Source organism: Neobacillus niacini (assembly GCF_019749295.1).
GTDB lineage: Bacteria > Bacillota > Bacilli > Bacillales > Cytobacillaceae > Neobacillus > Neobacillus niacini_D.
The window spans coordinates 273,381-298,727 of the sequence record NZ_JACWFG010000003.1 but is presented as its reverse complement, the minus strand read 5'-3'; the positions used below and the strand labels follow the sequence as shown (position 1 = coordinate 298,727).

The following is a 25,347-nucleotide window of genomic DNA, read 5'->3' as shown; positions in this document are numbered from 1 at the left end:
GATGGAAGGAGGGAAAAAGTATGGAGGTTCGAGTCCGAGAAGGTGATTCATTTTCGTATTATGGCCGTTTATTTATGGTTCCGCTTGAACTCATTATTGATTCAAATGAGATCATAAATCCATCCAGTTTAAAACCTGGAACAAAAATAAAAATCCCTGGCTACGTTTCCGTTCCGTATACCATAAAAGAAAGCGATACATTATGGAAAATTGGAAATGTAAGAAATTTATCCATTGATGCACTGATGATCTTAAATCAATTGAAAGACCCCAACACATTAATTCCAGGTGAAATCCTCTATCTGCCAGAACGTATGACAAAACAAAGTGTTACTAGCAAATTGCCATTTGGCTCAGACATATTAGTCAAACAAATCAAGGCTCTTAAAAAGTTATATCCATTTATTAGTGTTAATACCATAGGTACCAGCGTTTTGGGTAAACCAATTCAAGAAATTAGAATTGGAAAGGGATTGAAAAAGGTCCATATGAATGCCTCTTTTCATGCTAACGAATGGATTACAACAATGTTATTAATGAACCTAGTTAATCATTACCTCATTTCAATAGCTAATCGATTACCAATTAGAGGAATAGATACAATAAATTTATATAATGAGACTGAATTATCAATTGTTCCAATGGTGAATCCAGACGGAGTTGACCTAGTTTTAAATGGACCCCCAACGAGCCGTCAGGATGAAGTTATGAATATAAATGAAGGCAGCAGCGAATTTGTACATTGGAAGGCGAATATTAGAGGGGTAGATTTAAACAATCAATTTCCTGCGAATTGGGAGATTGAGCAGAAGAGGAAGGAACCTAAGTCTCCCGCCCCAAGAGATTATCCTGGTGAGTCTTCTTTGTCAGAACCTGAAGCAATTGCTATGGCTGATTTAATGAGGAATAATCAATTCGATCGAATACTTGCCTTTCATACCCAAGGTGAAGAATTCTACTGGGGTTATGAAGGCTGCGAACCCCCTGAATCAGAAGTGCTGGCGAAGGAATTCGAACGAGTAAGTGGATATAAGGCAATACGGAATGTCGATAGTCATGCGGGATTCAAGGATTGGTATATTCAGGAGTTCAAAAAGCCTGGTTTTACATTGGAACTTGGAAGAGGGATTAATCCTTTGCCCTTATCACAATTTAACGCTATCTATCAAAAAGTTGAGGGCATTTTTATAGCCTCACTTTATTTGTAAATAGTTATTTTCACAGCTTGTAAATTGATGGCAATGACATTAAAATAAACTATTGTGTTGGTATTTGTAAATAAGAAAAAGTCGTACGTATGCGACTTTTTTCTTATTTTTAAATAATTCTGTTATTTTTGAAACATTTCTGTAAAGAAAACGTACTAATTATTGAGTGTAATAAGGAGGGAGGAGAGAAATGCGGCTTAACAATAGAAAAATAATCATAAGATATATTATACAAGTCACTTTTTTGCTCCTTATTGTCTCCTTTTTTAGCGCTTGCACACAGCAGCAAGAGGCCAAGCCTAGACACCCTGAAGATATTGACAAGAATATTAAACCGCCTTCAGAACCGCTGCAAAAGTGGAAACTCCCAATTGAAATTCCTGAAGGTGAATTTTATAAAATAGGGAGCTGGCTCTCTGACCATCAATTACTTTATATTACAAACCTTGAACAATCATCATATGTGTATCTTTATAATCTTCAAGAAGGAACTAGTAAATTACTATATAAGAGTGATGTGCCAATCGTTACACTGCAGGCCAGCCCTTCGAAGGAGTTTATTCTAATACAAACTTCCCCTTCCACCTATGAAGGACAAGTTATCGTACTATCTCCAGAAGGCACTGAATTAATGAAGCAATCGTTCACCTCCTATGAATTAGCATTTGAGTGGAACCCATATAATGAATCTGAAATTCTAATATCTTCTTTTAATGAAGATTGGACATATAATATGCTGTTACTTGATATAGAACATAGTACAACAACTGAATTAACCATTCCTCAACCCTTTATAAAGTGGATAGGGATAGATGAAGTTGCTTATATAAACTGGGATGAAGCTAGTCCCTCTCTCTTTGGGCCGTTAATGTCTAAGAAAGTAGGAACTGAAGAAGCAAAAGTGATATTTTCAGAAGTACTGCAATTTGCAGCTTATCATAACACTTTAATGACAATTGCTGTCAGGGACGAGGAGCAATTACAGGCAGCTTATACCTTTTATAACAAGGACAAAATGCAGATTAGTTCTTTCTCGATTCCACATCTGACAATGTTTTCAGGCTGGTTAGTACCCTTTTATGATTTTAATGAAAAAGCTGGGAAATTCGTTACCCTAAAACCGCTAAAAAGTGGAGAAGCAGATGCTTACACTGATGGTTTTGAGTTGATAAGCTATGATATTAATAAGGGAACTAGTAGTTTAATTCTACAGGATTTGAAAAACGAACCTATTCTCTTATCTCCTGATGGCGAAGCAGCATTAGTTGGAAATCGTTATGAGAGAATCATCAATTTAAAAACAAAAGAAATATTTGATTTAGTAGAAAAATAAAAAGACTGCCATGTGGCAGTCTTTCAATTTTTTAGGTTTAGTGTGTTCCAGTAGGGAAACCACTTTCAATAAGGGTCATAACTGTAAACCAGCCAAAAACAGCCAATGTTGCAACCGCCCAGAATGCTCCTAAGAAATTTTTATTTTTTAGTGCAGTGAATGAACCATACGCAGCAAGTAAAGATACTAAAGCAAAAATAATAACTAATCCCATTAATAAAGCCCCCCTTTATTAGATAATACTTGGACTAAGCCCAACAAATTTCTAAATAGTTATGTAAGAATATTATATACATTCGATACTTATTTTATATTCTTTTTAATCATTTGTCGAGGGCTAAAAAGTTAGCAATGTACCTTACATAGTGTAAAATGATAGTAATGTAAAAATAGTTGGAGGTAGTCAGATGAAATGGTCCCAAATTCCCCTAGGTGTTTTGCAAACGAATTGTTACATTGTTGAAAGTCCTGATAAATCCTGTTTGATCTTTGATCCAGGCAGTGAAGGAAAAAGACTAATAAAGTGGCTGTCAAAAAGAGAACTCAAGCCAATTGCAATTTTTTTAACACATGCACATTTCGACCATATCGGAGCAGTCGATGAGGTTAGAGATTTTTACGATATTCCTGTATATATTCATGAAGAGGAAGAAGATTGGTTAGTAAATCCGGCATTGAATGGCTCCAAGTTCTTTAAGATGCAAGAGTTAATACAAATGAAAAAAGCAGATTATATCCTAAAAAAGGAGGAGACGATAACAATTAATAATTTTATGTTCTCCATTCTTGAGACACCAGGTCATTCTCCTGGGAGTGTATCGTATTACTTTGAGTCAGAGGGATTTGTGGTTTCAGGTGATGCCTTATTTAAGAGCAGTATAGGCCGAACGGACCTTCCGGGAGGTAACCATAAGCAGCTAATGAAAAGCATCCATGACAAGTTATTATTTTTACCCGAAGAAACCGTCGTATTATCAGGTCATGGACCGATAACCACCATTGGAGAAGAGATGGATGGCAATCCGTTTTTAAATGGGTTCTAAATCCCAAAGCAAAAGCCCCTGGGCACTTGCGCTAGACGATTTTATCCATAGAAAAACCCTTCTCGTTAGAGAAGGGTTTTCTTGGGGGATGTCCTATAAAAAATGGGAGGGATATAGTTAAGCTGCTAAAATTACAATATAACAAAGTATTTACTGTGTCAATGATGTAAATTGAAAGAGGGAATAATGATGATTACCTATTTAAAGAGGTTAATTTCAAACTCAGAAACAAACTTAATTTCCTATGCAGAATACATTGATGCCGTCCTCTATCATCCAGAATTAGGATACTATATGAAAAATAAACAAAAAATTGGCAGCCAAGGGGATTTTATTACTACAAGTAATATATCCGATATTTATGGGAGAATGATGGCAAAGTGGTTCACACGTGTATGCAGGGAAAATAACTTAAAACCCATTTTTTGCGAGATTGGTGCTGGCAATGGAAGGTTTGCACATGCCTTTTTACAAGAATGGGAAGAATCAACGAAAACTTCGTTAACATACATAATAGTAGAAAGCAGTCCCTATCATCTCCATTTACAGAATGAAATACTAAAGCCCAAATTTAGGGTTAAACAGGTGCACAGTCTTAATCAGTTAGATCCTTTTGAAGGAATGGTCTTTTCAAATGAGTTGTTTGATGCCTTGCCTGTGCATGTCATTGAAAAGGACGATGGTCAATTGTTCGAGGTAATGGTTGGAATCAATAACGAGAGTTTATATGAAGTAAAGGTTCCTTTAACAAACCCCTTTATTTTTTCCTTTTTAGAGGAAAGCAGGTTCGAATTAAAGGAAAAGCAGCGTATAGAAGTACCTTTATTAATGGAAGGGATGGTACGGGATATATCCCGGGTTTTAAAAAAAGGGATTGTTGTAACAGCAGATTATGGTTATACCAATGAAGAGTGGAAGCACCCTTCAAGGAAAAAGGGAAGCTTAAGAGGATATTATCAGCACCAAATGATTCATGATGTATTGGAGCATCCAGGAGATATGGATATAACAACTCACATTCATTTTGATTGGCTCATTCAAAAGGGTGAACAAGCTGAACTGTTATTCCATACAAAGCTAAGACAGGATGAGTTTTTACTTAAAGCAGGTATATTAAAGGAATTAGAAAACCATTATGATCCAAATCCATTTTCAGAGGTTAGTAAACGAAATCGTGCCATTCGTAGTTTAATCATGCCGTCTGGAATGAGTTCGTTTTTTCACCTGGTTCTACAACAAAAAGGTATGATCGGTAATCTTTTTCCTTAAATAAAAAACACCGGAGAGATGCTCCGGTGTTTTTTATGTGTTAATATCTTCTTAATGTCCTCCACCTAGCGGCATCATAAATGTTGTCCAATAAGTGAAGCCTGCGAAGAATACGGTTAAATATGCTCCGAAAACATACATATACATACGTTCGGAAAGTTTAAGATAGCTTAACAAAACAAAGAATCCAGTTTGGGCCAAGAAAAGCATTGCGGTTTTATCCATATCACCTAGATAGAACATTACGGCAAAAATACCCGTCCAGAAACCCAAGACTCTGAACATGCGATCCATATGTATCCCTCCTTTTCCCCTACGGTACCATCATGCAATATTATAAAGAAAAGGAGTTCAAAAGTAAATAAGCTTTAAAATTAGTTTGTAACTAGTGCCTGGTAAGAGCAAGTTTCACATCCAGATATGATGTTTTCTTTTTCAACTAACTCTACTGAGTTAAACAATGCTTCAAACATTCCTTTTAAAAACTCATGATGCATTGCGCAAACACTTTCATGTTCCTCTGCGACTTCTTTGAATGGACAATTGTAAATTTGGAAGTAAATTTTCGTGTGATCTCCATTTACTTCGAATTCTGGATAGAATCCTGCTAATGTGGCAGCACTTTTTAAAATTGTTAACTTCTGATCAAAATCAATTTCATCTCCAAAGGATCTTTTTGCCATTTCCTGCTCAATTACTTCAGTACCAAAACGCTTACCCGTTAAATATAGTGCTTGTTTACCTGCCTCACCTAATGTGAGCATGGTAGAAATCGCTACTTTGGATAGAAGCATGTAATCCCGGAACGGGAAGTGCAGCTGAATAACGTCGTCTGATAAACGATATAATCTGCTAGGTCTTCCGCCTTTACCAGTCTTCTTTGTTTCAGAAATCAACATGTTAACATCTTCGAGCTTTGATAAGTGTAATCTTGCAACATTGGGATGAATATTAAAGTTCTCGGCCACCTCTTGTACTGTAACTTCTTGGTGACGTTTCGTAATGTATTGATAAATATAATACCTAGTTGGATCTGATAAAACATTTGTTATCTTTAATGTTTGTTCCATCTCTGTTCACCTCGGACCCCCATAATTTACCCCAATTATAATACAGCTAATTAAACATGGGAATGAGGTTAACAATGTTAACACTATATGTTTAGAATTTGTTCACAATTATAAATTGTATGGGTAGCTTTAGTTGTACAAAAGTTAGACGAATTATACACAGGATGTCTGTCAATAATTATTTTTAAGAAGTTTATGAAGTGGAACATTAAAAAAATTTTTAAAAAAAAGAAGAAACTTGAAGGAAATGCTTGAAAAGTGTCGAATAATTACAAAGACAAAATAAAAGGTGGTGTTACTCATTGTAAGTGCAATCGAAATACTAGCAAATAGGATTATCACAGATGCAGCCAGGAACCAAGCAACAGATATTCACATTGTACCCAGAAAAAAAGACACACTGATTCAAATCCGCTTAACGAACAAACTCATTCCCCGGTTATCACTTCCAAAAGATGAATGCGACAGGTTAATTTCACATTTTAAATTTACTGCAAATATGGATATCGGAGAACGAAGACGCCCTCAAAGCGGTGCTATTTTTTGTGAAGTGGATGGAAAATTAATGGGCCTTAGACTTTCAACCCTTCCATCTAACAATCGAGAAAGTCTGGTAATTAGGCTTCTGCCCCAACAAGAACAGATTCCCTTTCATCAACTCTCTTTATTCCCTGGCATGACCAGAAAACTATTGGCACTCCTAAAACACGCACATGGATTAATCATCTTCACGGGACCAACAGGTTCAGGCAAAACCACAACTCTTTACTCCCTTTTAAATGAAACTGCCCATCTTTTTCATCGAAACGTTATTACTCTTGAAGATCCCATCGAAAAAAACTACGATTCCGTTTTACAAATACAAGTGAATGAAAAAGCGGGTGTAACATATGCAGCCGGTCTAAAGGCGATTTTGCGTCATGATCCCGACATAATAATGGTCGGAGAAATTCGTGACGCGGAAACTGCAAAAATAGCAGTACGTGCTGCCTTAACAGGACATTTAGTTCTCAGTACTATGCATACAAGGGATGCAAAAGGAGCGGTATATCGTCTCCATGAGTTTGGTGTCAATTGGTTAGAGGTAGAACAAACCCTTATTGCGGTTACTGCTCAACGATTAGTAGAACTGACATGTCCGTATTGCGAAGGGGAATGTTCGCCCTATTGTTACTCGTATGGAAGATGGAAAAGAGCGAGTGTTTTTGAGCTTCTATCGGGAAGAAACCTTAATGCTGCGATGAAGGAAGCAAAAGGAGAGAATATTATTTCGCGTTACACAACAGTCAAGGAAGTAATAAAAAAAGGGATTGCTCTTGGCTATATAAAAGAGTCTGAATATGATCGGCTGGTTTATAGTAATGAAGCGCCATAATTGGTCTGTCAATGAGCAGGCAACTTTTTTAAATCGAATGGGTGAATTACTTGCACGAGGCTATCCAATCGCAGAAGCAATCGAATCCTTATCCTTACATTTACCTAAAAACCGTAAGGATGAAATGTATCAATGTTTAGTTGATTTGAAAAATGGCAGTTCGTTCCATGATGTTTTAAATATTCTAGGCTTTCATAATGATTTAATTGGTTATGTCTATTTTGCCGAACAGCATGGAAGCTTTGCAGACGCTCTCCAGGAAGGCAGTTCTTTAGCATTAGTAAAGGAGAATGATCGAAAAAAACTTTTGAAACTGCTGCAGTATCCAGCTTTACTTATCTTTATTACTGGGTTTTTGTTTGTGTTTGTTCAAAAATCATTATTGCCCAAATTTACAAGTCTCTTCGAATCTATGAATCTAGAAGCAAATTTCTTTATGAAGGTCCTATATTCTTTTAGCACCTATTTTCCAATATTAATAGTTATCTTTCTGTTGTTCTTGGCAATAGGAATCGTTTATTATCTTTTTGTATTTAGAAAGATACCCGTCTTACAACAGCGTTCATTACTCGTAAGAATACCGATTGCAGGCCGAATCCTCAAATTGTTGTTTACCCATTATTTTTCTGTCCAACTTAGCTTTCTTTTATCGGGGGGAATATCCGTATTAGAAGCCCTGCAGCTATTCGAAAATAACCATAGACAGACATTTTATAGCAAGTTGGGAAGGGCAATTAAGCAAAAGCTGTTAACTGGTGAAAAATTGGAGTCAATCCTAGCAGCTTTTCCGTTTTTTGAAAAAGAATTCTCGATGATTGTAAAACATGGCCAAGAAAATGGGAAATTAGAACAGGAATTGCTGTTCTTCAGCCAGCATTGTGTGTTGAATATGGAAGAAAGTATTGAAAAAAACCTAAAAATGATTCAGCCTGTACTCTATCTTTTTATAGGATTTCTTGTAGTATCAATGTACTTAGCTATTCTATTACCAATGTTTCAGCTAATGGATGGAATATAAAACTGGAGGAAAATATAATGATGAAAAATGAAAAAGGTTTTACCCTCGTTGAAATGATGATTGTTATGCTAGTTATTTCTGTATTATTAATTGTTACAATTCCAAATGTGGCCAGGCATAATACAAATATAAACAATAAAGGCTGTGAAGCATTTGTTAAAATGGTCCAAGCGCAGGTACAGTCATATATGATTGACAAGAATAAAGTGCCTACAATGGCTGACCTTATTTCAGAAAATTACCTAATAGAAGATACCGGTTGTCCAAATGGAACAAAAAGTATATTAATTGATTCAGAAGGAAAAGTAACTGCAGTAGCAAAAACCACAACATAATGCTCCTCAATCAGAAAGGATTTACATTAATTGAATCCTTGATTGTTCTCTCTATCTTCCTAATCATCTCCTCAATTACTGCCTTTAGCATAAAGCCACAATTCCATTCAGTAAACGACAAAGCGTTTATTATCCAGTTAAAAGCCGATTTATATTACGGTCAACAATATGCCATTGCAAATCAGATGGACGTAAAAGTTATCTTTTATGAAAATGAACATAAGTATGTCCTAATTGCTGGAAGTAATCAAATTGTGGAGAGAACTCATTCACCAAAGATTAGAGTAAGTCAAGGGACAATCCAACTGTATTTTAAGTTTAGCCCGAATGGGAATTTAGACAGATTTGGCTCATTATTTATTCGGACGGAGCAAAAGCTTTATCGTTTAACTTTTTTGATTGGAAAGGGACGGTTTTATGTTGTGGAAGAATGATGGATTCTTTTTACTAGAACTCCTTCTATCGTTATCTGCTCTTTTTATGATCTGTATATTTTTTATCCCCTTGTTACTAGATTTAACAAATCAATCGCAGCAGCTTGCAAGAAATAAAAAGGTTAAACAGTTTTTATATGAGGAACTACAAGCAAACTTATCGGAAGATTGGTCAACCTCAAGTTACTCCGTTTTTCATAATAGAATGGAATACAAAGTTTACTGGAAACAATCAACACTTTATGAACAGAAGGAAGTGTGTGTAAAAGTAGATGAAAATACATTTCTTCAAAGGATTGAAATCTGTGCAGTTCCCGAATGAGAAAGCTTTTACCCTTCTTGAGGTTTTATTTGCCTTTTCGATTTTTACGACGATTATATTTTTCATGCTCCCGGTATTTCAAATTGTATTAGATCATAAAGATTCCAATAAAAGACTTCAAGAAATGGAATGGGATGTTTTTTGCAGTCAGGTAAAAAAGGAAATCCGTATTGTCTCTAAAGCCCAGGTGGTTTCAGGGAGACTAGTATTAACCCTAAATAGTGATACCATTTATTATGAGAAATATGGAAGTAATATTAGAAGGCAAGTGAATTCTTCCGGACATGAAACGTTATTACAAAATGTGGCTTCCGTAACTTTTACTAGGGTAAATAATTCAGTGAAAATTAGCGTAATTGATATTTGGGGTCGAGAATACAGTGTTAGGGTGTATTCCTATATAGAATGGGTTCCAGTCATATGAGGAAAAATGAACAAGGATTTACTTATCCATTAATTTTAGTTGTACTTATTTTGTTTCTAGCAATTTTTTCCTTGCGGGTAGAACAATTGTTAACTGAAAGGAAGTTGTCCAATCAAACAGAAATCATTCTTCAGGAGGAATATTATTTTCATTCTTCTGTTAGAAAAATCGAAAAAATAATGCAAACAGGTGGAGGTATACCTATAAGAGGTTCATTTTCTTTTATAAAAGGGATTATGGCTTATCAAGCTGAAACACCTATTGGAGAGATACAGAAAGTAAACTTCACTCTAAGATTACACAGTGGTGAAACAGTTGTCGGACGGGGATTTTTTAATACTTCTTCCAAAAAGATGACCAAATGGACAGAAATTAATTAATAATGATGTTGTAGTTTTTAAATAGAAAAACTTGGACATACTTTTAGGGAAGAAATAAAGGCAGGTGTGTCCATGAAAACTAATGATTATGTAAAATATATGACTCAAACCCTTGTTAAATATGCAGACCAGCCAAAGGATGAACGAAAAAGGCTCCGAGAAGAGAGAAAGCAGGCTAAGGCATCTTTCTGGTACCGTTGGTTCGGGATACTTCCCTATATATTTTATATTGAAGTGAAAAAGCGAAGAAATAGGTAAAGAAGCAGATCTCGTTCTGCTTCTTTCTTGTTTTGTCCAGCTCCAGCGCCTAGGTGCTGGAGCTTTTCGGATTATACAGCTTTATCAGTTAAATAAAACAATCCTCCATTTATAAACGATATGTTTATTTTTGGTTCATACTGTTCTTGTAGTGCTTTTTTCTCGGTCTCATAATTTTCGTTTTCTTCTTCTACATCCTCATAAAAGTGTTCTAAAAGCCGTAAATCCTGTTCCCATCGTTTTCTTGCCTCGTCTGCCCATGAATGATCATCTTGTTCAATCATTGCTCTGAGATAGTTTTCGATTCTCGCCATACCACTTTTTGGTTTTACAAGCGGAGATAATGTAAAGGAATAGTCAGGTATTTTGGGAGTCAGGTGCACCTCCTGCAGGCGGTCATGAAAATCCTCTACCATTTGTCCATTAATGAGCTGCAAACCAATCGACTTATAAATATCGCGTTTGCGGTCACATTGATAAGATACCTTCACGTTCATACAAAGCCAAGGCATTAAAGGTGTTTGTAGATTCACATTATTGTGATTCTCATAAAGTCGGATGTAACTAGAAAGCTTTTTTGTTGATTCGAAAATTTGATGGAGTCTAGGAGAACCAAAATGAATGGTTTCTCCTTTGATATGTTCAGGTACCATTTGTGGATTAGTAATAAAGGTAAGCTTCATTGGATTTGGTATCCCGCCGGTTTTTTCTAAGTAATGCCAATAAAAAGGACGGTTCATTAATTCCTTATCCATTTCAATCGTTAACTGAACGGTTAAGTAACCAGGACCATTTTCTGTTATTTCACATTCATTAGCTTGAAAATAACGAATGAGAAAATTATGAATTTCCAGCTGCTGCATGTGAATCCTCCTTCTGCATATCCTTAGCCAAATCAATCATCGATGTTAGATTTTCCATTTTTATACGCATTTCACCTTCTGAGCAGGATTGTCCGAAAATATCTATTAGGTGATCCTCGATATTGCCAAAGTCTAACTTTGTTAAAATATCATCTAAGTCACCGATTACCTTCTCAAATAGTTCTATTTTTTCATATAAAAGCTTTAATATATGGTCTTCGACGGTATTCTTAATGGCAAAATTATAAATCATGACATCCTTTTCCTGCCCTAAACGGTGAATCCTCCCGATTCTCTGTTCTAGCCGCATTGGATTCCACGGCAAATCAAAATTGATAATATGATTACAAAATTGAAGATTAATTCCTTCACCGCCTGCTTCTGTTGCAATTAATACCTGAGCCCGATTTTGAAATAGCTCGCGCATCCAGTCCTTTTTGCCGCGTTTAAAGCCGCCGCGAAATGGAACAGAAGAAATACCATGCTGCTTTAAATACCATTGTAGGTACATTTGGGTTGCACGATATTCGGTAAAAATAATTACCTTATCATCGATTTTTTTAATCAATTCTAGCGCTTTTTCTGCTTTTGAATTTGTTTGAACGGCTTCTACCTTAGTGATTAAATATTGAATTTGATCTTCGAATGCTTTTGTTGGATTTTCCTTTTTTTGAAGCATGTTTTTAAGGGTATAAAAGACGGACTCTCTGCTGCTGCAGGCTTCACGCTGTAAGGTCATTACCGAGAATGAACTTGCCTGTACCCAATCGCCTTCACTTTTTAAATCGGTAATAGCTTCATACAATTCTTTTTCCTGTGGCGTGAATTCAATCGTAATCGTTTCAACATGTCTCTTTGTCCATTCAATACCAGTATCGGCACGGCGGTTTCGAATCATTACTTTATTAACAAGTTCTTTTAAATGCTCATTATCATTTAATGATCGTGCATCCCGTTTGTATTTATCAAAGAATGCTGTTTCACTGCCTAAATGTCCAGGCTTTAATAGAGAAACGAGGTTGAAAATCTCCTCAATCCGATTTTGTATAGGTGTTGCAGTGAGAAGCAGACAAAATTTCTTTTTCAAATTTTGCACAAACTCATAGTTTTTCGTTTTATTATTCTTTAGCTTGTGTGCCTCATCAATAATAATTAAATCATAGTCTTGCTTATTTATAATTTCCCGGTGGGGTTCCCTTTTCGCAGTGTCAATGGACGATACAACAACATCACATTGTTCCCAAACATAACTTTTTCTTTGGGAAACGGCTGGAATAAAAAATTTACTATTTAACTCGAAAGACCACTGGGTTACTAATGATGCAGGGACAAGAATTAAGACTTTTTTTACAAGGCCGCGAATCATGTATTCTTTTAATATTAAGCCTGCCTCAATTGTTTTTCCAAGTCCCACTTCATCTGCAAGAATAGCTTTTCCATTCATATTTTCAATAACTTGTTTAGCTGTTTCGAGTTGATGTGGAAGCGGAGTCAGATTCGGTAAATGCTTTGGTGCTTGTAAGCCTTCGAATTCTGGAATAACTAGATGTTTTTCAACTCCAACCGCGAGTTTGAAAAGTTCCCAACTTCCCCAAGGACCATCATTCTCAATTCTATGTATAAATTCATCCTGCCAGGAGGAATCAAATTCTATTGTAACAGTCATGGTTTCAGCTCCTTTTTGCACAAAAATTTATTGCTCACGTTATGCTTTAGTGGTAGGATGGTAATAGATTTGAATGTTTTAACTATTTCAATAAAATAATTTTTTTCAGATGTATATTTTAGTATGGCCCGTTTGTGAAAATATTATAATGCGAATGATGACAAGGGGAGAGACTACAAATGTAGCGCCGAAGGAGCAAGCACAATGTGTGAATCTCTCAGGCAAAAGAACTCTTGTTTGACGCAGCTCTGGAGAGTGCTGACTTTTAGGGCAGCCACCAAAGGGGAAAGCCTAGCTTAGGTAAACTTTCAGGTGCAAGGACAGAGACCTTCTTTTTCGTTAAAGGGAGGTTTCTGTCCTTTTTTGTCTTTTTTTGCGCTGTATTTAATATTGGAGCAACAAATGAAAAACATCTTTGGATGAAGGGGGATTATTGATGACTGAATTAAAACGCACTCCACTATTTGACGTATATAAGGAATTTGGTGGTAAAACAATTGATTTTGGCGGCTGGGAGCTGCCAGTTCAATTCTCAAGCATCAAGGAAGAACATGAATCTGTACGCACAAGAGCTGGTTTATTTGATGTTTCTCATATGGGAGAAATCGAAGTAAAAGGTCCAGACAGCTTAAACTACTTACAAAAGATGTTAACAAATGATATTTCAAAAATTAAAAATGGCGGAGCACAATACAATGCAATGTGCTATGAAAATGGCGGCACTGTTGATGACTTGCTGGTATATAAAATAGAAGACAATCATTATTTACTCGTTGTGAATGCATCGAATATTGAGAAAGACTTCAAATGGCTTGAAGACCATTTAGAGGGCAATGTTTCGGTCGAGAATTTGTCCGAAAAAATGGCTCAATTGGCGCTGCAAGGACCGCTAGCTGAAAAAGTACTTCAAAAGCTGGCAGGTGATACGGACCTAAGTACCATTGGGTTCTTTAAGTTTCAACAAGCAGTAACCATTAATGGAAAAAACGCACTCGTCTCACGCACTGGTTATACAGGTGAGGATGGCTTTGAAATATATTGCGACGCGTCAGATGCTGTAGACCTTTGGAAGGCAATTTTATCTGCTGGAAAAGATGAAGGCGTTGTTCCATGCGGGCTGGGTTCTCGGGATACACTTCGTTTCGAGGCAACTTTAGCACTTTATGGCCAAGAATTGTCTCCTGAAATCTCTCCATTAGAAGCTGGGATTGGTTTTGCTGTTAAGTTAAATAAAGAAGCAGATTTTATTGGAAAAGAAGCACTTAAACAGCAGAAAGAAAAGGGTGCTGCCAGAAAATTAGTAGGAATTGAAATGATTGACCGTGGAATACCACGTCATGGGTATCCAGTTTATAAAGGCGAAGAGCTAATTGGTGAGGTTACAACTGGAACGCAATCACCATCCTTGAAAAAGAATATTGGACTTGTCCTTATTAAAAATGAACATACAGGACTAGATTCTGAAATTGAAGTGGAAATTCGCGGAAAACGCCTAAAGGCGAAAGTGGTACCAACACCTTTTTATAAACGAGAAAAGTAAACACGAGGGGAGATTAGGTTTATGAAACATCGATATTTACCTATGACTGAAGAAGATAAAAAGGCAATGCTTGATACAATTGGCGTTAGCTCTGTTGATGAATTATTCAGCGATATTCCAGAAAAAGTTAGATTTAAAGGTGAATATAACATCAAGGCTGCAAAATCTGAGACTTCCTTGATGAAAGAACTGTTTAAAATGGCTTCACGTAATGCTGACTTCAAAAGAAATGTATCTTTTTTAGGTGCAGGAGTATACGACCATTACATGCCAGTCATTGTAGATCATGTTATTTCCCGCTCTGAATTTTATACAGCATACACGCCATATCAGCCTGAAATCTCACAAGGTGAACTTCAAGCAATCTTTGAATTCCAGACTATGATCTGTGAATTAACAGGTATGGATGTTGCTAACTCCTCAATGTATGATGGGGGCACAGCTTTAGCTGAAGCTGCGATGTTAAGTGCGGGTCATACAAAACGTAAAAAAATCCTAGTTTCAGGTGCTGTTCATCCTGAATCAAAGGAAGTTCTCAAAACGTATGCAAAAGGACAGTATCTTGAAGTGATTGAGGTTCCTGTTAATAATGGGGTTACGGATATTGAAGCCTTAAAAGGATTAGCAAATGATGAGATTGCTGCTGTTATCGTCCAGTATCCAAACTTTTTTGGAAGAATTGAGCCTCTAAAGGAACTAGAAGAAATCATTCATGCCAACAAATCATTATTTGTTGTTTCAAGTAATCCGCTTTCACTTGGAGTATTAACACCTCCAGGTAAGTTTGGTGCCGATATTGTCATTGGTGATGCTCAGCCATTTGGGATTCCTGCTGCATTTGGCGGCCCGCACTGTGGGTATTTTGCCGTAACAACTAAATTAATGAGGAAGGTACCAGGCCGTCTGGTTGGTCAAACTACAGACGATCAAGGACGCCGTGGATTCGTATTAACACTGCAAGCTCGTGAACAGCACATCCGCCGTGATAAAGCGACATCCAATATTTGCTCAAACCAAGCATTAAATGCTCTTGCTGCATCGGTGGCGATGACGGCCCTCGGAAAAAAAGGTGTGCGTGAAATGGCTGCTGCTAACTTACAGAAGGCACATTATGCAAAACTAGCATTTAAAGAAGCTGGGTTTGAAGTTGTCTATGATGGATATTCATTCAACGAATTTGTTGTTAAATTAAACAAACCAGTGAAAGAAATTAATCAAAAACTGTTACAAAAAGGAATTATTGGCGGTTACGATTTAGGACGTGACTACCCGGAGCTTGCTAACCATATGCTGGTTGCAGTAACAGAACAAAGATCGCAGGAAGAAATTGATACACTTGTGAAAGAAGTGGGGGATTTGAATGCATAACCAAGACCAAGCACTCATTTTTGAACTTAGTACACCAGGCAGAATTGGATACAGTCTCCCTGAAATGGATGTTCCGGAACTAGACCTAAGCAGCCTTCTTCCTGAAGGATATTTACGAAGCGAGGAGCCTGAGCTGCCTGAGGTTTCAGAGCTTGATATTATGCGCCACTACACTGCGCTCTCAAGAAGAAACCATGGTGTGGATTCTGGGTTCTACCCATTAGGTTCTTGTACAATGAAATACAATCCAAAGATTAACGAAAACGTAGCTCGTTTTAACGGATTTGCTCATGTTCATCCGCTTCAGGACGAGAGCTCTGTTCAAGGTGCACTTGAACTATTGTATGACCTGCAGCAGCATTTAATTGAAATTACTGGGATGGACGAAGTGACTTTGCAGCCAGCTGCTGGTGCTCATGGAGAATGGACTGGATTGATGATGATTCGTGCCTACCATGAAGCAAACGGGGATTTGAAGCGTACAAAGGTTATCGTTCCAGACTCCGCACATGGAACAAACCCGGCATCTGCTACTGTTGCAGGCCTTGAAACAATCACGGTTAAATCTAATGAAAATGGTTTAGTTGACCTTGATGATTTAAGAAGAGTTGTCGGTGAGGATACAGCAGCTTTAATGTTAACAAACCCAAATACCCTTGGACTTTTTGAAGAAAACATCGTTGAGATGGCTGAAATCGTTCATGGTGCAGGTGGTAAGCTTTATTATGACGGAGCAAATTTAAATGCCGTTCTATCAAAAGCTAGACCTGGAGATATGGGATTTGATGTTGTCCACTTGAATCTTCATAAGACATTTACAGGTCCTCATGGCGGCGGCGGTCCCGGTTCAGGTCCTGTCGGTGTAAAAGCAGATCTAATTCCGTTTCTACCAAAACCAGTAGTTACAAAACGTGATGAAGAGTATGTGTTTGATTATGACCGTCCGCAATCAATCGGCCGTGTGAAGCCTTTCTATGGTAACTTTGGAATCAATGTTCGTGCTTATACCTATATCCGTTCCATGGGTCCTGATGGCTTAAAGGCGGTAACAGAATATGCTGTATTAAATGCGAACTATATGATGAGAAGACTTGCTGAATATTATGATCTTCCATTTGATAAACATTGCAAACATGAATTTGTATTAAGCGGAAGAAGACAGAAAAAATTAGGTGTTCGCACCCTTGATATTGCTAAACGCCTGCTTGATTTTGGCTACCATCCGCCAACTATCTACTTCCCATTAAATGTGGAAGAATGTATTATGATTGAGCCGACGGAAACAGAATCTAAAGAAACTCTTGATTCTTTTGTTGATATCATGATTCAAATCGCCAAAGAGGCAGAGGAGAGCCCAGAAATCGTACAAGAAGCGCCGCATACAACCGTGGTTGGCCGTATGGATGAAGCAACAGCTGCTCGTAAACCAATCTTAAAATACCAAAAGGCATAATGTAGAAAAAAGTGATCGGATTCGAGTAATGAATCCGATCACTTTTCGTTATTGTACCCGAAATTTGCTGAAACCAGGTAATTGGGGAACAATTCAAACATAATTGTGCCCGAAGGTTGGTTGTGGAGAGAAATTGAGTAACAATCCAAGCATGATTGTGCCCGAAAAGCGATTTGGCTAGGAAATTAGGTAACAATCCGTAAAAATACAATCCGTAAAAATAAAAAGACTTCCGCATTACGGAAGTCCCCATATGTTTATTTTTTAGTTTTAACTTTACCTGACCATTTTTTAAACCCGCCTTGAAGCTGGGTAAGGTCCTTGTAACCTTTACGGTATAAGAATTGTGCAGCACGTGCACTGCGCATACCATTTTGGTCATACAAGTAAACAGGCAGGTCCGGACGAAGTTCCTTCAAGCGCATTTTCATTTGCGACATTGGGATATTTCGGGCTCCTAAAATATGACCGCCTTCAAACTCGTTCGGTTCACGAACATCAATAAGCTGTGCCTTTCTATAACCGGCACGAAAATCCTCTTCCGTTACCGTTTTAACAATCCTTTTTTGTTGAAAATAGGTAAAAACGGAATAAGCCAGAACTGCTACTATAATGACTAGTAGGACATAAAGTGAATTCAATTTCTATTGCTCCCTTCAAGCTTGTTACACTATGTTTTATTATATAAGTCAATCGTGTAAAGATAAAGAATAAACGACAAAATTTTTCTCTAACTCATATAGAATTATAACAGAAACTTCTCGTTTTGAATTCATATCAGATTTTGGTAGACTAAAAAATGAGTATACTACATAAAAATGAGGTTTTTTATATGAGCAAAGAGGTTTGGCGATTTATAGATTCTGGGAATTGTTCCCCATCCTTTAACATGGCATTGGATGAAGCTTTACTAGAATGGCATAGCGAGGGGAAAATTCCTCCTGTTATACGCTTTTATGGCTGGGAACCTGCTGCCCTCTCAATTGGTTATTTCCAAAAGGTTGAAAAGGAAATTGATTTAGAGGCAGTGAAAGCCCAAGGATTAGGGTTTGTTAGAAGACCTACCGGTGGACGCGGAGTGCTGCATGAGCACGAGCTTACCTACAGTGTTATCGTGTCCGAGGAGCACCCAGAAATGCCTAAAACGGTTACAGAGGCTTATCGTGTCATTTCTGAAGGAATCCTAAAAGGATTTCATCAACTAGGATTAGAAGCATACTTTGCAGTTCCAAAAACGGACGAAGAACGTAGTGCACTTAAGGACCCTCGTTCGGCTGTTTGTTTTGACGCTCCAAGCTGGTATGAACTAGTGGTCGAAGGTCGCAAGGTAGCCGGAAGTGCCCAGACAAGACAAAAGGGTGTCATACTCCAACATGGTGCTATTCTTTTAGATTTAGATGAGGATAAGCTTTTCAGCTTATTCAAATACCCAAATGAACGAGTTAAAGAACGGATGAAATCCGCTTTCAAAAATAAAGCGGTAGCCATTAACGAAATCAGTCCTCGTAAAATTACCTTAGAGGAAGCGAAAGAAGCCTTTTATAAAGGCTTTGCAGTGGGACTTAATATTGAACTTGAATCCTACCAATTAACAGAGGAAGAACTTGCTTATGTAAATAAAATAGCTAAAGAACGCTATGAAAGTGATGAATGGAATTTTAAAAGATAAATGGAAAGGCGAACTCTTGAATAGGAGTTCGCCTTTCATATTATTGGCTAGTTACTTTTTCAATTTCCTTTACATACTTTTCGTACCAGATTTTCCATTCTTCTTCTCGTATTATGGACGTGCCATCCAGCAATGCTTCTATCACGTCTAAACAGACATGCCATCCTGCAAGATCTCTTGGGGTATGGTCAGTAAGGGTATGTATTTTTTCTACTAGTCGCAATAAACATCCATTTGATTCCTTGGCTAATTCGAACCGAACTGTATCTTTCCACCAGTAGAATTCCAAAACGGAATTTTCTTTTAATTCTAGGATAGAAAGCTCATCAAATGTTCCATCCCCCATATCAAATTTAATGACGCCTCCCTCGCGAAGTTCGTCCACTCTCAGCTCTGAAAACCATTTTGAAAGTTTTTCATTATTGGTTAAATACGACCAAACTTCTTCTACCGGGTGTTTAAGGTGACGCTCATAGGTAGCTAAATAATTCTTCTCCATTTTTTCAATTCGTGCTATCATCTATATTTCCTCCTTAATAAGGCTTTTATTAAAGTATACCTGTTTTAATATTCTCGATAATCACTTTATCTCCTTTTTTAAGTGGATATTCCTGGATTTAAAAATCGCAACCTGCGAAATTTGTTAAATTTTCCTGTATTTTGCCGAAATTTAATAGATATCTTACCTATTCTCTTGTTTCTAGTTTATTTTGAGTTTGACAAAGTTTATATTTTTTGCCTCAAATACAATATGTAGTGGTGTCGAAAATATTTTCGGTACTATATATTGATTTGTTGTATCTACCTATGGTAACTTATTTATATCAAGTCAGCTAGATATAGCATAACTTACTAGAATCCCACACAAGATATAGAATTTTTTGAAGGAGTTGTTCTCATGTCTGTAGTTTTTAGACAAAAAATGAATATTGATTTTGAAAGGTTGAATGAGGATATCCACTTATTCCCCCAAGTGCACCCGGTTACCCCAGATATGAAAATAACTCATAAGGGTGTTTCACGATTGGTCATGTTGGACCGGTACACCTTCAAAGACACTGCAAAAATCACCCTAACGAATGGCGACTTTGTTGTTCTCACTATAAAAGAAGATCCAAAATTCCCAGCACGCGGTCTTGGATACATCATGGAGATTGATTGGGAGAGTAAAAAAGCAAAGGTTTTAGTGGAAGAGGAATTTAGAGGTGTTCTTGACGACCCTGAAGAAAGTGAAACAGGAGCGATTTGGCGGTCTCTAGATGTCATTGAAAAGCCTCTAGAACTGTTTTATGAGCAAATTGCAAAGCGAAATGCAACTGGTCTTGCATCTGTTGAAGAAACGGAAGAAAAGCGAATCGAGTGGTTTGAGAAGTTTTACAATGAGCTAGTTTCTATGAACTTCATTCCAGCGGGCCGTGTTCTTTATGGAGCGGGAGCTGAAACAGACGTAACATTCTTTAACTGCTACGTAATGCCTTTTGTTCCTGATTCACGCGAAGGAATCTCGGATCACCGTAAGCAGGTAATGGAAATCATGAGCCGCGGAGGCGGTGTTGGAACAAATGGTTCTACACTAAGACCAAGAAACACCTTGGCAAGAGGCGTAAATGGAAAATCCTCTGGTTCAGTATCGTGGTTAGATGATATTGCGAAATTGACGCACCTAGTGGAACAAGGTGGATCAAGACGCGGAGCTCAGATGATCATGTTGGCTGACTGGCATCCAGATGTTATTGAATTTATTATTTCTAAAATGCAAAATCCTAGAATTCTACGATTTTTAATAGAGAATACAAACGATGAAACGATTAAGAAACATGCTAAGGACAAACTTAAATTTACTCCATTAACTGCACAGGAAAAGGCAATGTATCAGGGAATTGTTAATTATAAGCATATTCCAGGTACTGGTGGCTTTGGTGAGGAAGTCATTGCCGAGGCAGAAGAGAAGCTTCAAACTGGCGGGAATTATACCGTTCATAATCCAGAATTCTTAACTGGTGCAAACATTTCAATTTGTTTGACGAAGGAATTCATGGAAGCCGTTGAAAATGATAGTGAGTACGAGCTTCGTTTCCCATATGTAGAACATTATAGTAAAGAGGAAATGAAGATTTACAATGAGGAATGGCATAACGTTGGAGACGTACGCGAATGGGAAAGACTCGGTCACAAAGTGAGAGTATATAAGAAAATTAAAGCGAAAGAGCTTTGGAACCTTATTAACATTTGCGCAACCTACTCTGCAGAGCCAGGAATCTTCTTTATTGATAATGCTAACGACATGACAAATGCAAAAGCATATGGCCAGCAGGTTGTGGCAACAAATCCGTGTGGTAAAGTGGCTTAGTTTGCCTCACGTTAAAAATTGCGGAATTAAGCGGGAACCCTGAGATGGGAATCCGAACCGAAGGCTGAGGGTAATACTTTAGTCAGGGGCAACGCATACGAAGTGATCCTGCATTTGCAGACTATAATCTTCGCAAGAGGCCGCAACATTACACAAATGTCAATAAGGAATTGAGGGGTCTATGAGATGAATAGAGGGTATGCTGGCTTTTATAAAGGATTTTATTTAAGAAGTTCTTATGAGTATGCATACGCGAAATTTCTAGACTTTAATTCTATTCCTTGGAGATATGAAGAGAAAACCTTTGATTTAGGATATAAAATGTATAAGCCCGATTTCTTTATCTACAATTCCACCAATGAGTTGGAAAAAATAGTTGAGGTTAAATCTAGAAATAAAACCGCTATAGAAAATGCTCTTAAATCACTTGAAACATTAGAATCTAACTACAAGATTTTTTGTGAACTTATTTCATATGAGGAACTTTTAAGTATTTATAGTGAATTACCATTTACTTTGAATCAGACAATCTCTGAATGGATTAATGATGATAAGACCACTATAAATAAATCTTTGCACGGGTCCTTAAATGGTCATTTTAATATAATGCATTCAGTAGCTACCAAAAAGAGAATTGGAGAACATACAAGAAAACTATGGAATTCAGATAGTCCCGCTAAACAAAAAATGCTTGAAGGGTTAAGGAATACTGGGTTAGCTCAAAAAGGAAAATTAAAAACCCTAAGAATAGTCAGGCATTGTTTTAAATGTGGTAAAGAGTTCCAGTGTTTAATTACCTCTCCTAAAAAGTTTTGTAGCCAACAATGTTCAGGATCCATAGCAATCCAACATGCTACTGAAGAATATGTTAAACAAAGAACCATAGTTCATATTGAAATTAGGGATTTTATTATTAAATGGTCGTTGGAAAATGTTGAATTAATTCTATCAACTCCAATGAATAAAATAAAAACTTCAATCAGTCCACTAGTTAAGGAAATAGAAAGACGGTTTGGAGTAAAAGATTTAAGAGTGATTTCAAAAGCAGTTTTTGGTGAGGATCTAGGTAGAAAAGAGCTTATTATTTTTATGAAAAAGGTGTGTAATGAAAAGATATGCTGAACTAACGGGAAAATCAACCGTTAGAACTAGAGGATAAAAAGCCTTTAGGATAACAAACTGGAACAACCACTTGCACCATTTTCCGTTTGTAACCTTGCAGCTGTTAATCTTGCAGAAATGGCTGATAAGGAAACAAAAACGGTAGATTTTGAGAAGTTAAAGAAAACAGTAGCAGTTGGCGTTAGAATGCAGGATAACGTTATTAATGCTACACCATACTTCCTAGAGGAAAATAAGAAACAGGCTCTAGGTGAGCGTCGAGTTGGTCTTGGTGTAATGGGCTTACACGATATGCTTATTTACTGTGAAACCATGTACGGTTCAGAACAGGGAAATAAACTTGTTGATCAGGTTTTTGAAGTAATTGCAACCACAGCTTACAAAACATCAGTAGATTTGGCCAAGGAAAAGGGTAGCTTCCCATTCTTGAATGGTGAAACACGCGAAGAAACAAACCGTTTACGACAAGCATTCATCGATACAGGATATATGAAAAAAATGCCTGAAGATGTTCGCCAATCTATATTAGAAAATGGAATAAGGAATTCACATTTGTTAACTGTTGCTCCTACTGGATCCACTGGGACCATGGTTGGGGTTTCCACTGGCCTTGAACCTTATTTCTCTTTCTCGTATTTCCGAAGCGGACGTTTGGGTAAATTTATTGAAGTGAAAGCTGATATCGTTCAAGAATACCTAGATAGTCACCCAGAAGCAGATGCTGATAATCTTCCAAGCTGGTTTGTTGCAGCGATGGAATTAGCACCAGAAGCACATGCAGATGTTCAATGTGTAATTCAGCGCTGGATTGATAGTTCTATTAGTAAAACTGTCAATGCACCACAAGGATATAGTGTGGAGCAAGTTGAAAAAGTATACGAACGTCTTTATAAAGGCGGAGCTAAGGGTGGTACTGTTTATGTTGACGGTTCACGTGACTCGCAGGTCCTTACCCTAAAGGCAGAAGAAAACGAAGTTCCAACTTTCAAAGAAAAAACGAAACAGCATGTAGTTCTTGTGGATACAATAAGTGACCTTCGCTCAACAGATGTAACTATTGGTTCAGAAGTAGGTAACACATGTCCAGTCTGCCGCAAAGGTAAAGTAAAAGAAATCGGCGGCTGTAATACATGTTCTAACTGTGGAACACAGCTTAAGTGTGGTTTGTAGGACGTCCTTCGAGTAGGGAATATACTTACTGTGGAAACCACCTCTGATTTCATAGTACCTTCAACAGCAATTTTAACAATGAATAACATGAAAAAATGCTTGGATAAGTAATATATCCAAGCGTTTTTTTATTTATAATCTTATATTCCTTATTAAATATATCATCCATTGTTAAAATAACCTGATAGTTAAATTATATATTCACATAATCTTATATCTATTTAGATTCGTTACCCTCTATCTCCTTTTTCAGCTTGAGAGGGCACGAATAGCTTCTATTCGTTACCACTAACCTCCTTTTTCAGTTTAAGAGGGCACGAATAGCCTCTATTCATTACCGTTGCCAGCCTTTTTCAGTCTTAACGGGCACGAATAGCCACTACTATCGGGAAGCCTCGTTTTATGGCGATTTTAACCAATAAAACTAAGCAAGTAACCCCCAATAGCACCGGTTACTACAATCACCCAAGGTGGCAGCTTCCAATAGGCAAGCATGCAAAACAGCAGGGCAGCAATTGCAAAATCAATTGGTGCTAGGATTGAACTCGTCCATATAGGATTATAAAAAGCAGAGATTAAAATACCAACCACCGCTGCATTTACCCCCATAAGGGCACTTTTTATTCTTGGATTGTGGCTTAAGCTATTCCAAAACGGTAATGTACCTAAAACCAGCAAAAACGCAGGCAGAAAAATAGCAATGGTTGCTACTATTCCGCCAGCCCATCCACCCATTACAGCACCAATATAGGCAGCAAAGGTAAATAATGGGCCAGGTACAGCCTGGGCGGCACCATAACCAGCTAAGAAAGCTTCTTTACTGAGCAAACCGCTTGGATCAAATTCACGTTCCAATAGCGGTAAAACCACATGCCCTCCGCCAAAAACCAAAGAACTCGAGCGGTAGAAACTATCAAACATGGCAACCCAGCTAGAAGTACTCAGCTCTCTTAAGATTGGAAGCAGAACCAAAAATCCGAAAAATAAACCTAAACAAACATACGCAACCTTTTGAGAAATAGGAAACTGTAACTTAGGAGAGGAATCCACCTTCTGCTCCTTGAAAATAAAGAATCCAACCCCAGCTGCCAGCAGGATAATAGCAACCTGTGTAAAAGCAGTTTGCCATAGTAAAGTACCTATTAAGGCAACTAGAGCTATTGTTTTACGGGAAAGATCGGGTGTTAGCTTTTGTGCCATACCTATAATGGCATGAGCAACAACCGCAACTGCAACCAGTTTCAACCCATGAATCCATCCTGAATGCCCAATATCCATACCTTGGAGAATAAGCGCAAAAGAGATTAGTGCGATAACTGAAGGTACAGTAAAACCGATAAATGCTAGTATTCCACCTAAAAACCCGCCACGAAGTACTCCAATACCTATTCCAACTTGACTGCTGGCAGGACCAGGCAAAAATTGACAGAGTGCAACTAAGTTGGCATATCCCTGCTCATCTAACCACTTTCTCTTTCGAACATACTCTTCATGAAAATACCCTAAATGAGCAACCGGGCCGCCAAATGAGGTTAGACCAAGTTTGGTAGAAACAATAAGAATTTCTAAAAATATATTTTGTTTCATAAATCCCCCTTAGAAAATGAATAATTAATACAATTGTAAGTCTTTCCACAAAGGTTTCGTGTAAATTGTTTGTAAATAATATTAAAAATA

The 25,347-nt window shown here is 37.4% G+C and carries 25 protein-coding genes, 2 pseudogenes and 1 riboswitch; of the genes and pseudogenes, 19 read left to right on the top strand and 8 right to left on the bottom strand.

Features of this window, described 5'->3' with window-relative positions; genetic code table 11:
- Nucleotides 1-20 precede the first annotated feature (20 nt).
- Both H0184_RS07320 and H0184_RS07315 read left to right on the top strand, forming a co-directional pair.
- Complete coding sequence (locus tag H0184_RS07320; RefSeq protein ID WP_221823008.1) at nt 21-1,208, top strand: M14 family metallopeptidase; 1,188 nt, start codon at nt 21-23, stop codon at nt 1,206-1,208.
- 190 nt (nt 1,209-1,398) lie between these two features.
- Nucleotides 1,399-2,541, top strand: coding sequence for a YqgU-like beta propeller domain-containing protein (locus tag H0184_RS07315; RefSeq protein WP_221823007.1), 1,143 nt, complete (start codon nt 1,399-1,401; stop codon nt 2,539-2,541).
- A 37-nt stretch (nt 2,542-2,578) separates the two neighbouring features.
- Here the strand turns inward: H0184_RS07315 and H0184_RS07310 are convergent, their stop codons facing one another.
- Nucleotides 2,579-2,755, bottom strand: coding sequence for a DUF2759 domain-containing protein (locus tag H0184_RS07310; RefSeq protein ID WP_221823006.1), 177 nt, complete (start codon nt 2,753-2,755; stop codon nt 2,579-2,581).
- A 193-nt stretch (nt 2,756-2,948) separates the two neighbouring features.
- On the opposite strand from H0184_RS07310, the gene H0184_RS07305 reads away from it, so the two are divergent.
- Both H0184_RS07305 and H0184_RS07300 read left to right on the top strand, forming a co-directional pair.
- Entirely contained in the window at nt 2,949-3,584 is a 636-nt protein-coding gene (locus tag H0184_RS07305; RefSeq protein WP_221823005.1) for an MBL fold metallo-hydrolase, read from the top strand.
- Between the two features lie 186 nt (nt 3,585-3,770).
- Nucleotides 3,771-4,853 carry a class I SAM-dependent methyltransferase gene (locus H0184_RS07300; protein WP_396953579.1) on the top strand — a complete coding sequence of 361 codons (1,083 nt, stop codon included), beginning with the start codon at nt 3,771-3,773 and terminating at the stop codon, nt 4,851-4,853.
- A gap of 51 nt (nt 4,854-4,904) precedes the next feature.
- Here the strand turns inward: H0184_RS07300 and H0184_RS07295 are convergent, their stop codons facing one another.
- Together H0184_RS07295 and H0184_RS07290 are read right to left on the bottom strand one after the other, a co-directional pair.
- The gene (locus H0184_RS07295) at nt 4,905-5,147 is read right to left on the bottom strand and encodes a DUF2626 domain-containing protein (protein ID WP_221823002.1); all 243 of its coding nucleotides are present in this window, start codon (nt 5,145-5,147) and stop codon (nt 4,905-4,907) included.
- Nucleotides 5,148-5,227: 80 nt separating this feature from the next.
- Nucleotides 5,228-5,923, bottom strand: coding sequence for a helix-turn-helix transcriptional regulator (locus H0184_RS07290; protein WP_221823001.1), 696 nt, complete (start codon nt 5,921-5,923; stop codon nt 5,228-5,230).
- 289 nt (nt 5,924-6,212) lie between these two features.
- On the opposite strand from H0184_RS07290, the gene comGA reads away from it, so the two are divergent.
- The 8 genes from comGA to H0184_RS07250 all read left to right on the top strand — a co-directional run bounded on the left by comGA (nt 6,213) and on the right by H0184_RS07250 (nt 10,469).
- The gene (gene comGA, locus H0184_RS07285) at nt 6,213-7,298 is read left to right on the top strand and encodes a competence type IV pilus ATPase ComGA (RefSeq protein ID WP_221822999.1); all 1,086 of its coding nucleotides are present in this window, start codon (nt 6,213-6,215) and stop codon (nt 7,296-7,298) included.
- Entirely contained in the window at nt 7,285-8,316 is a 1,032-nt protein-coding gene (gene comGB / locus H0184_RS07280) for a competence type IV pilus assembly protein ComGB (RefSeq protein ID WP_221822997.1), read from the top strand. The genes comGA and comGB overlap by 14 nt, the downstream gene beginning before the upstream one ends.
- A 20-nt stretch (nt 8,317-8,336) precedes the next feature.
- Nucleotides 8,337-8,651, top strand: a complete 315-nt coding sequence (gene comGC, locus H0184_RS07275; RefSeq protein WP_221823115.1) for a competence type IV pilus major pilin ComGC — start codon at nt 8,337-8,339, stop codon at nt 8,649-8,651.
- Nucleotides 8,651-9,085 (top strand): competence type IV pilus minor pilin ComGD, encoded by a 435-nt coding sequence (comGD, locus tag H0184_RS07270; protein WP_221822995.1) that lies wholly within the window; start codon nt 8,651-8,653, stop codon nt 9,083-9,085. The genes comGC and comGD overlap by 1 nt, the downstream gene beginning before the upstream one ends.
- Nucleotides 9,069-9,407: a competence type IV pilus minor pilin ComGE gene (gene comGE, locus H0184_RS07265; protein ID WP_221822993.1), complete on the top strand. Its 339-nt coding sequence runs from the start codon at nt 9,069-9,071 to the stop codon at nt 9,405-9,407. The genes comGD and comGE overlap by 17 nt, the downstream gene beginning before the upstream one ends.
- On the top strand, nt 9,391-9,831 hold the full coding sequence (gene comGF / locus H0184_RS07260; RefSeq protein ID WP_313771730.1) for a competence type IV pilus minor pilin ComGF: 441 nt from the start codon (nt 9,391-9,393) through the stop codon (nt 9,829-9,831). Before comGE ends, comGF begins: the two co-directional genes overlap by 17 nt.
- A complete protein-coding gene (comGG, locus tag H0184_RS07255) occupies nt 9,828-10,211 on the top strand; it encodes a competence type IV pilus minor pilin ComGG (RefSeq protein WP_221822989.1) in 384 nt (127 codons plus the stop codon). The genes comGF and comGG overlap by 4 nt, the downstream gene beginning before the upstream one ends.
- 72 nt (nt 10,212-10,283) lie before the next feature.
- Nucleotides 10,284-10,469, top strand: coding sequence for a YqzE family protein (locus tag H0184_RS07250; RefSeq protein ID WP_221822987.1), 186 nt, complete (start codon nt 10,284-10,286; stop codon nt 10,467-10,469).
- Nucleotides 10,470-10,540: 71 nt separating this feature from the next.
- Here H0184_RS07250 and H0184_RS07245 read toward each other — a convergent pair whose 3' ends face one another.
- Entirely contained in the window at nt 10,541-11,332 is a 792-nt protein-coding gene (locus tag H0184_RS07245; RefSeq protein WP_221822985.1) for a YqhG family protein, read from the bottom strand.
- Nucleotides 11,310-12,998 carry a DEAD/DEAH box helicase gene (locus H0184_RS07240; protein WP_221822983.1) on the bottom strand — a complete coding sequence of 563 codons (1,689 nt, stop codon included), beginning with the start codon at nt 12,996-12,998 and terminating at the stop codon, nt 11,310-11,312. Before H0184_RS07240 ends, H0184_RS07245 begins: the two co-directional genes overlap by 23 nt.
- Nucleotides 12,999-13,152: 154 nt before the next feature.
- A riboswitch (glycine riboswitch) is annotated at nt 13,153-13,241 on the top strand.
- A 193-nt stretch (nt 13,242-13,434) separates the two neighbouring features.
- On the opposite strand from H0184_RS07240, the gene gcvT reads away from it, so the two are divergent.
- Genes gcvT through gcvPB form a run of 3 tightly spaced genes read left to right on the top strand, consistent with a single transcriptional unit; the run spans nt 13,435 to nt 17,359 of the window.
- Entirely contained in the window at nt 13,435-14,538 is a 1,104-nt protein-coding gene (gcvT, locus tag H0184_RS07235) for a glycine cleavage system aminomethyltransferase GcvT (RefSeq protein ID WP_221822981.1), read from the top strand.
- 21 nt (nt 14,539-14,559) lie between these two features.
- Nucleotides 14,560-15,906, top strand: a complete 1,347-nt coding sequence (gene gcvPA / locus H0184_RS07230) for an aminomethyl-transferring glycine dehydrogenase subunit GcvPA (RefSeq protein WP_221822979.1) — start codon at nt 14,560-14,562, stop codon at nt 15,904-15,906.
- Nucleotides 15,899-17,359: an aminomethyl-transferring glycine dehydrogenase subunit GcvPB gene (gene gcvPB, locus H0184_RS07225; protein WP_221822978.1), complete on the top strand. Its 1,461-nt coding sequence runs from the start codon at nt 15,899-15,901 to the stop codon at nt 17,357-17,359. Before gcvPA ends, gcvPB begins: the two co-directional genes overlap by 8 nt.
- Nucleotides 17,360-17,616: 257 nt before the next feature.
- Here gcvPB and H0184_RS07220 read toward each other — a convergent pair whose 3' ends face one another.
- The gene (locus tag H0184_RS07220) at nt 17,617-18,000 is read right to left on the bottom strand and encodes a rhodanese-like domain-containing protein (protein ID WP_221822977.1); all 384 of its coding nucleotides are present in this window, start codon (nt 17,998-18,000) and stop codon (nt 17,617-17,619) included.
- Nucleotides 18,001-18,191: 191 nt separating this feature from the next.
- Between H0184_RS07220 and H0184_RS07215 the strand changes: the two genes are divergently transcribed.
- A complete protein-coding gene (locus H0184_RS07215; RefSeq protein WP_221822976.1) occupies nt 18,192-19,028 on the top strand; it encodes a lipoate--protein ligase family protein in 837 nt (278 codons plus the stop codon).
- A 40-nt stretch (nt 19,029-19,068) separates the two neighbouring features.
- On the opposite strand, the gene H0184_RS07210 is transcribed toward H0184_RS07215, so the two are convergent.
- Nucleotides 19,069-19,548, bottom strand: a complete 480-nt coding sequence (locus H0184_RS07210) for an SRPBCC family protein (protein ID WP_221822975.1) — start codon at nt 19,546-19,548, stop codon at nt 19,069-19,071.
- A 378-nt stretch (nt 19,549-19,926) separates the two neighbouring features.
- Here H0184_RS07210 and H0184_RS07205 point away from each other — a divergent pair.
- From H0184_RS07205 to H0184_RS07195, 3 genes and pseudogenes are all read left to right on the top strand, one after another.
- Nucleotides 19,927-21,369, top strand: a pseudogene (locus tag H0184_RS07205) (vitamin B12-dependent ribonucleotide reductase); the annotation flags it as partial.
- Between the two features lie 195 nt (nt 21,370-21,564).
- Nucleotides 21,565-22,500, top strand: coding sequence for a PDDEXK family nuclease (locus H0184_RS07200; protein WP_221822973.1), 936 nt, complete (start codon nt 21,565-21,567; stop codon nt 22,498-22,500).
- A gap of 60 nt (nt 22,501-22,560) precedes the next feature.
- Nucleotides 22,561-23,670, top strand: a pseudogene (locus tag H0184_RS07195) (vitamin B12-dependent ribonucleotide reductase); the annotation flags it as partial.
- 411 nt (nt 23,671-24,081) lie between these two features.
- Here H0184_RS07195 and H0184_RS07190 read toward each other — a convergent pair.
- Nucleotides 24,082-25,257: a chromate transporter gene (locus tag H0184_RS07190; protein ID WP_221822972.1), complete on the bottom strand. Its 1,176-nt coding sequence runs from the start codon at nt 25,255-25,257 to the stop codon at nt 24,082-24,084.
- Nucleotides 25,258-25,347 lie beyond the last annotated feature (90 nt).

Coding starts and splice junctions, on each gene's coding strand:
- H0184_RS07320 (WP_221823008.1), top strand. CDS start 21: ATGGAGGTTCGAGTCCGAGAAGGTGATTCATTTTCGTATTATGGCCGT.
- H0184_RS07315 (WP_221823007.1), top strand. CDS start 1,399: ATGCGGCTTAACAATAGAAAAATAATCATAAGATATATTATACAAGTC.
- H0184_RS07310 (WP_221823006.1), bottom strand. CDS start 2,755: ATGGGATTAGTTATTATTTTTGCTTTAGTATCTTTACTTGCTGCGTAT.
- H0184_RS07305 (WP_221823005.1), top strand. CDS start 2,949: ATGAAATGGTCCCAAATTCCCCTAGGTGTTTTGCAAACGAATTGTTAC.
- H0184_RS07300 (WP_396953579.1), top strand. CDS start 3,771: ATGATGATTACCTATTTAAAGAGGTTAATTTCAAACTCAGAAACAAAC.
- H0184_RS07295 (WP_221823002.1), bottom strand. CDS start 5,147: ATGGATCGCATGTTCAGAGTCTTGGGTTTCTGGACGGGTATTTTTGCC.
- H0184_RS07290 (WP_221823001.1), bottom strand. CDS start 5,923: ATGGAACAAACATTAAAGATAACAAATGTTTTATCAGATCCAACTAGG.
- comGB (WP_221822997.1), top strand. CDS start 7,285: ATGAAGCGCCATAATTGGTCTGTCAATGAGCAGGCAACTTTTTTAAAT.
- comGC (WP_221823115.1), top strand. CDS start 8,337: ATGAAAAATGAAAAAGGTTTTACCCTCGTTGAAATGATGATTGTTATG.
- comGD (WP_221822995.1), top strand. CDS start 8,651: ATGCTCCTCAATCAGAAAGGATTTACATTAATTGAATCCTTGATTGTT.
- comGE (WP_221822993.1), top strand. CDS start 9,069: ATGTTGTGGAAGAATGATGGATTCTTTTTACTAGAACTCCTTCTATCG.
- comGG (WP_221822989.1), top strand. CDS start 9,828: ATGAGGAAAAATGAACAAGGATTTACTTATCCATTAATTTTAGTTGTA.
- H0184_RS07250 (WP_221822987.1), top strand. CDS start 10,284: ATGAAAACTAATGATTATGTAAAATATATGACTCAAACCCTTGTTAAA.
- H0184_RS07245 (WP_221822985.1), bottom strand. CDS start 11,332: ATGCAGCAGCTGGAAATTCATAATTTTCTCATTCGTTATTTTCAAGCT.
- H0184_RS07240 (WP_221822983.1), bottom strand. CDS start 12,998: ATGACTGTTACAATAGAATTTGATTCCTCCTGGCAGGATGAATTTATA.
- gcvT (WP_221822981.1), top strand. CDS start 13,435: ATGACTGAATTAAAACGCACTCCACTATTTGACGTATATAAGGAATTT.
- gcvPA (WP_221822979.1), top strand. CDS start 14,560: ATGAAACATCGATATTTACCTATGACTGAAGAAGATAAAAAGGCAATG.
- gcvPB (WP_221822978.1), top strand. CDS start 15,899: ATGCATAACCAAGACCAAGCACTCATTTTTGAACTTAGTACACCAGGC.
- H0184_RS07215 (WP_221822976.1), top strand. CDS start 18,192: ATGAGCAAAGAGGTTTGGCGATTTATAGATTCTGGGAATTGTTCCCCA.
- H0184_RS07210 (WP_221822975.1), bottom strand. CDS start 19,548: ATGATAGCACGAATTGAAAAAATGGAGAAGAATTATTTAGCTACCTAT.
- H0184_RS07200 (WP_221822973.1), top strand. CDS start 21,565: ATGAATAGAGGGTATGCTGGCTTTTATAAAGGATTTTATTTAAGAAGT.
- H0184_RS07190 (WP_221822972.1), bottom strand. CDS start 25,257: ATGAAACAAAATATATTTTTAGAAATTCTTATTGTTTCTACCAAACTT.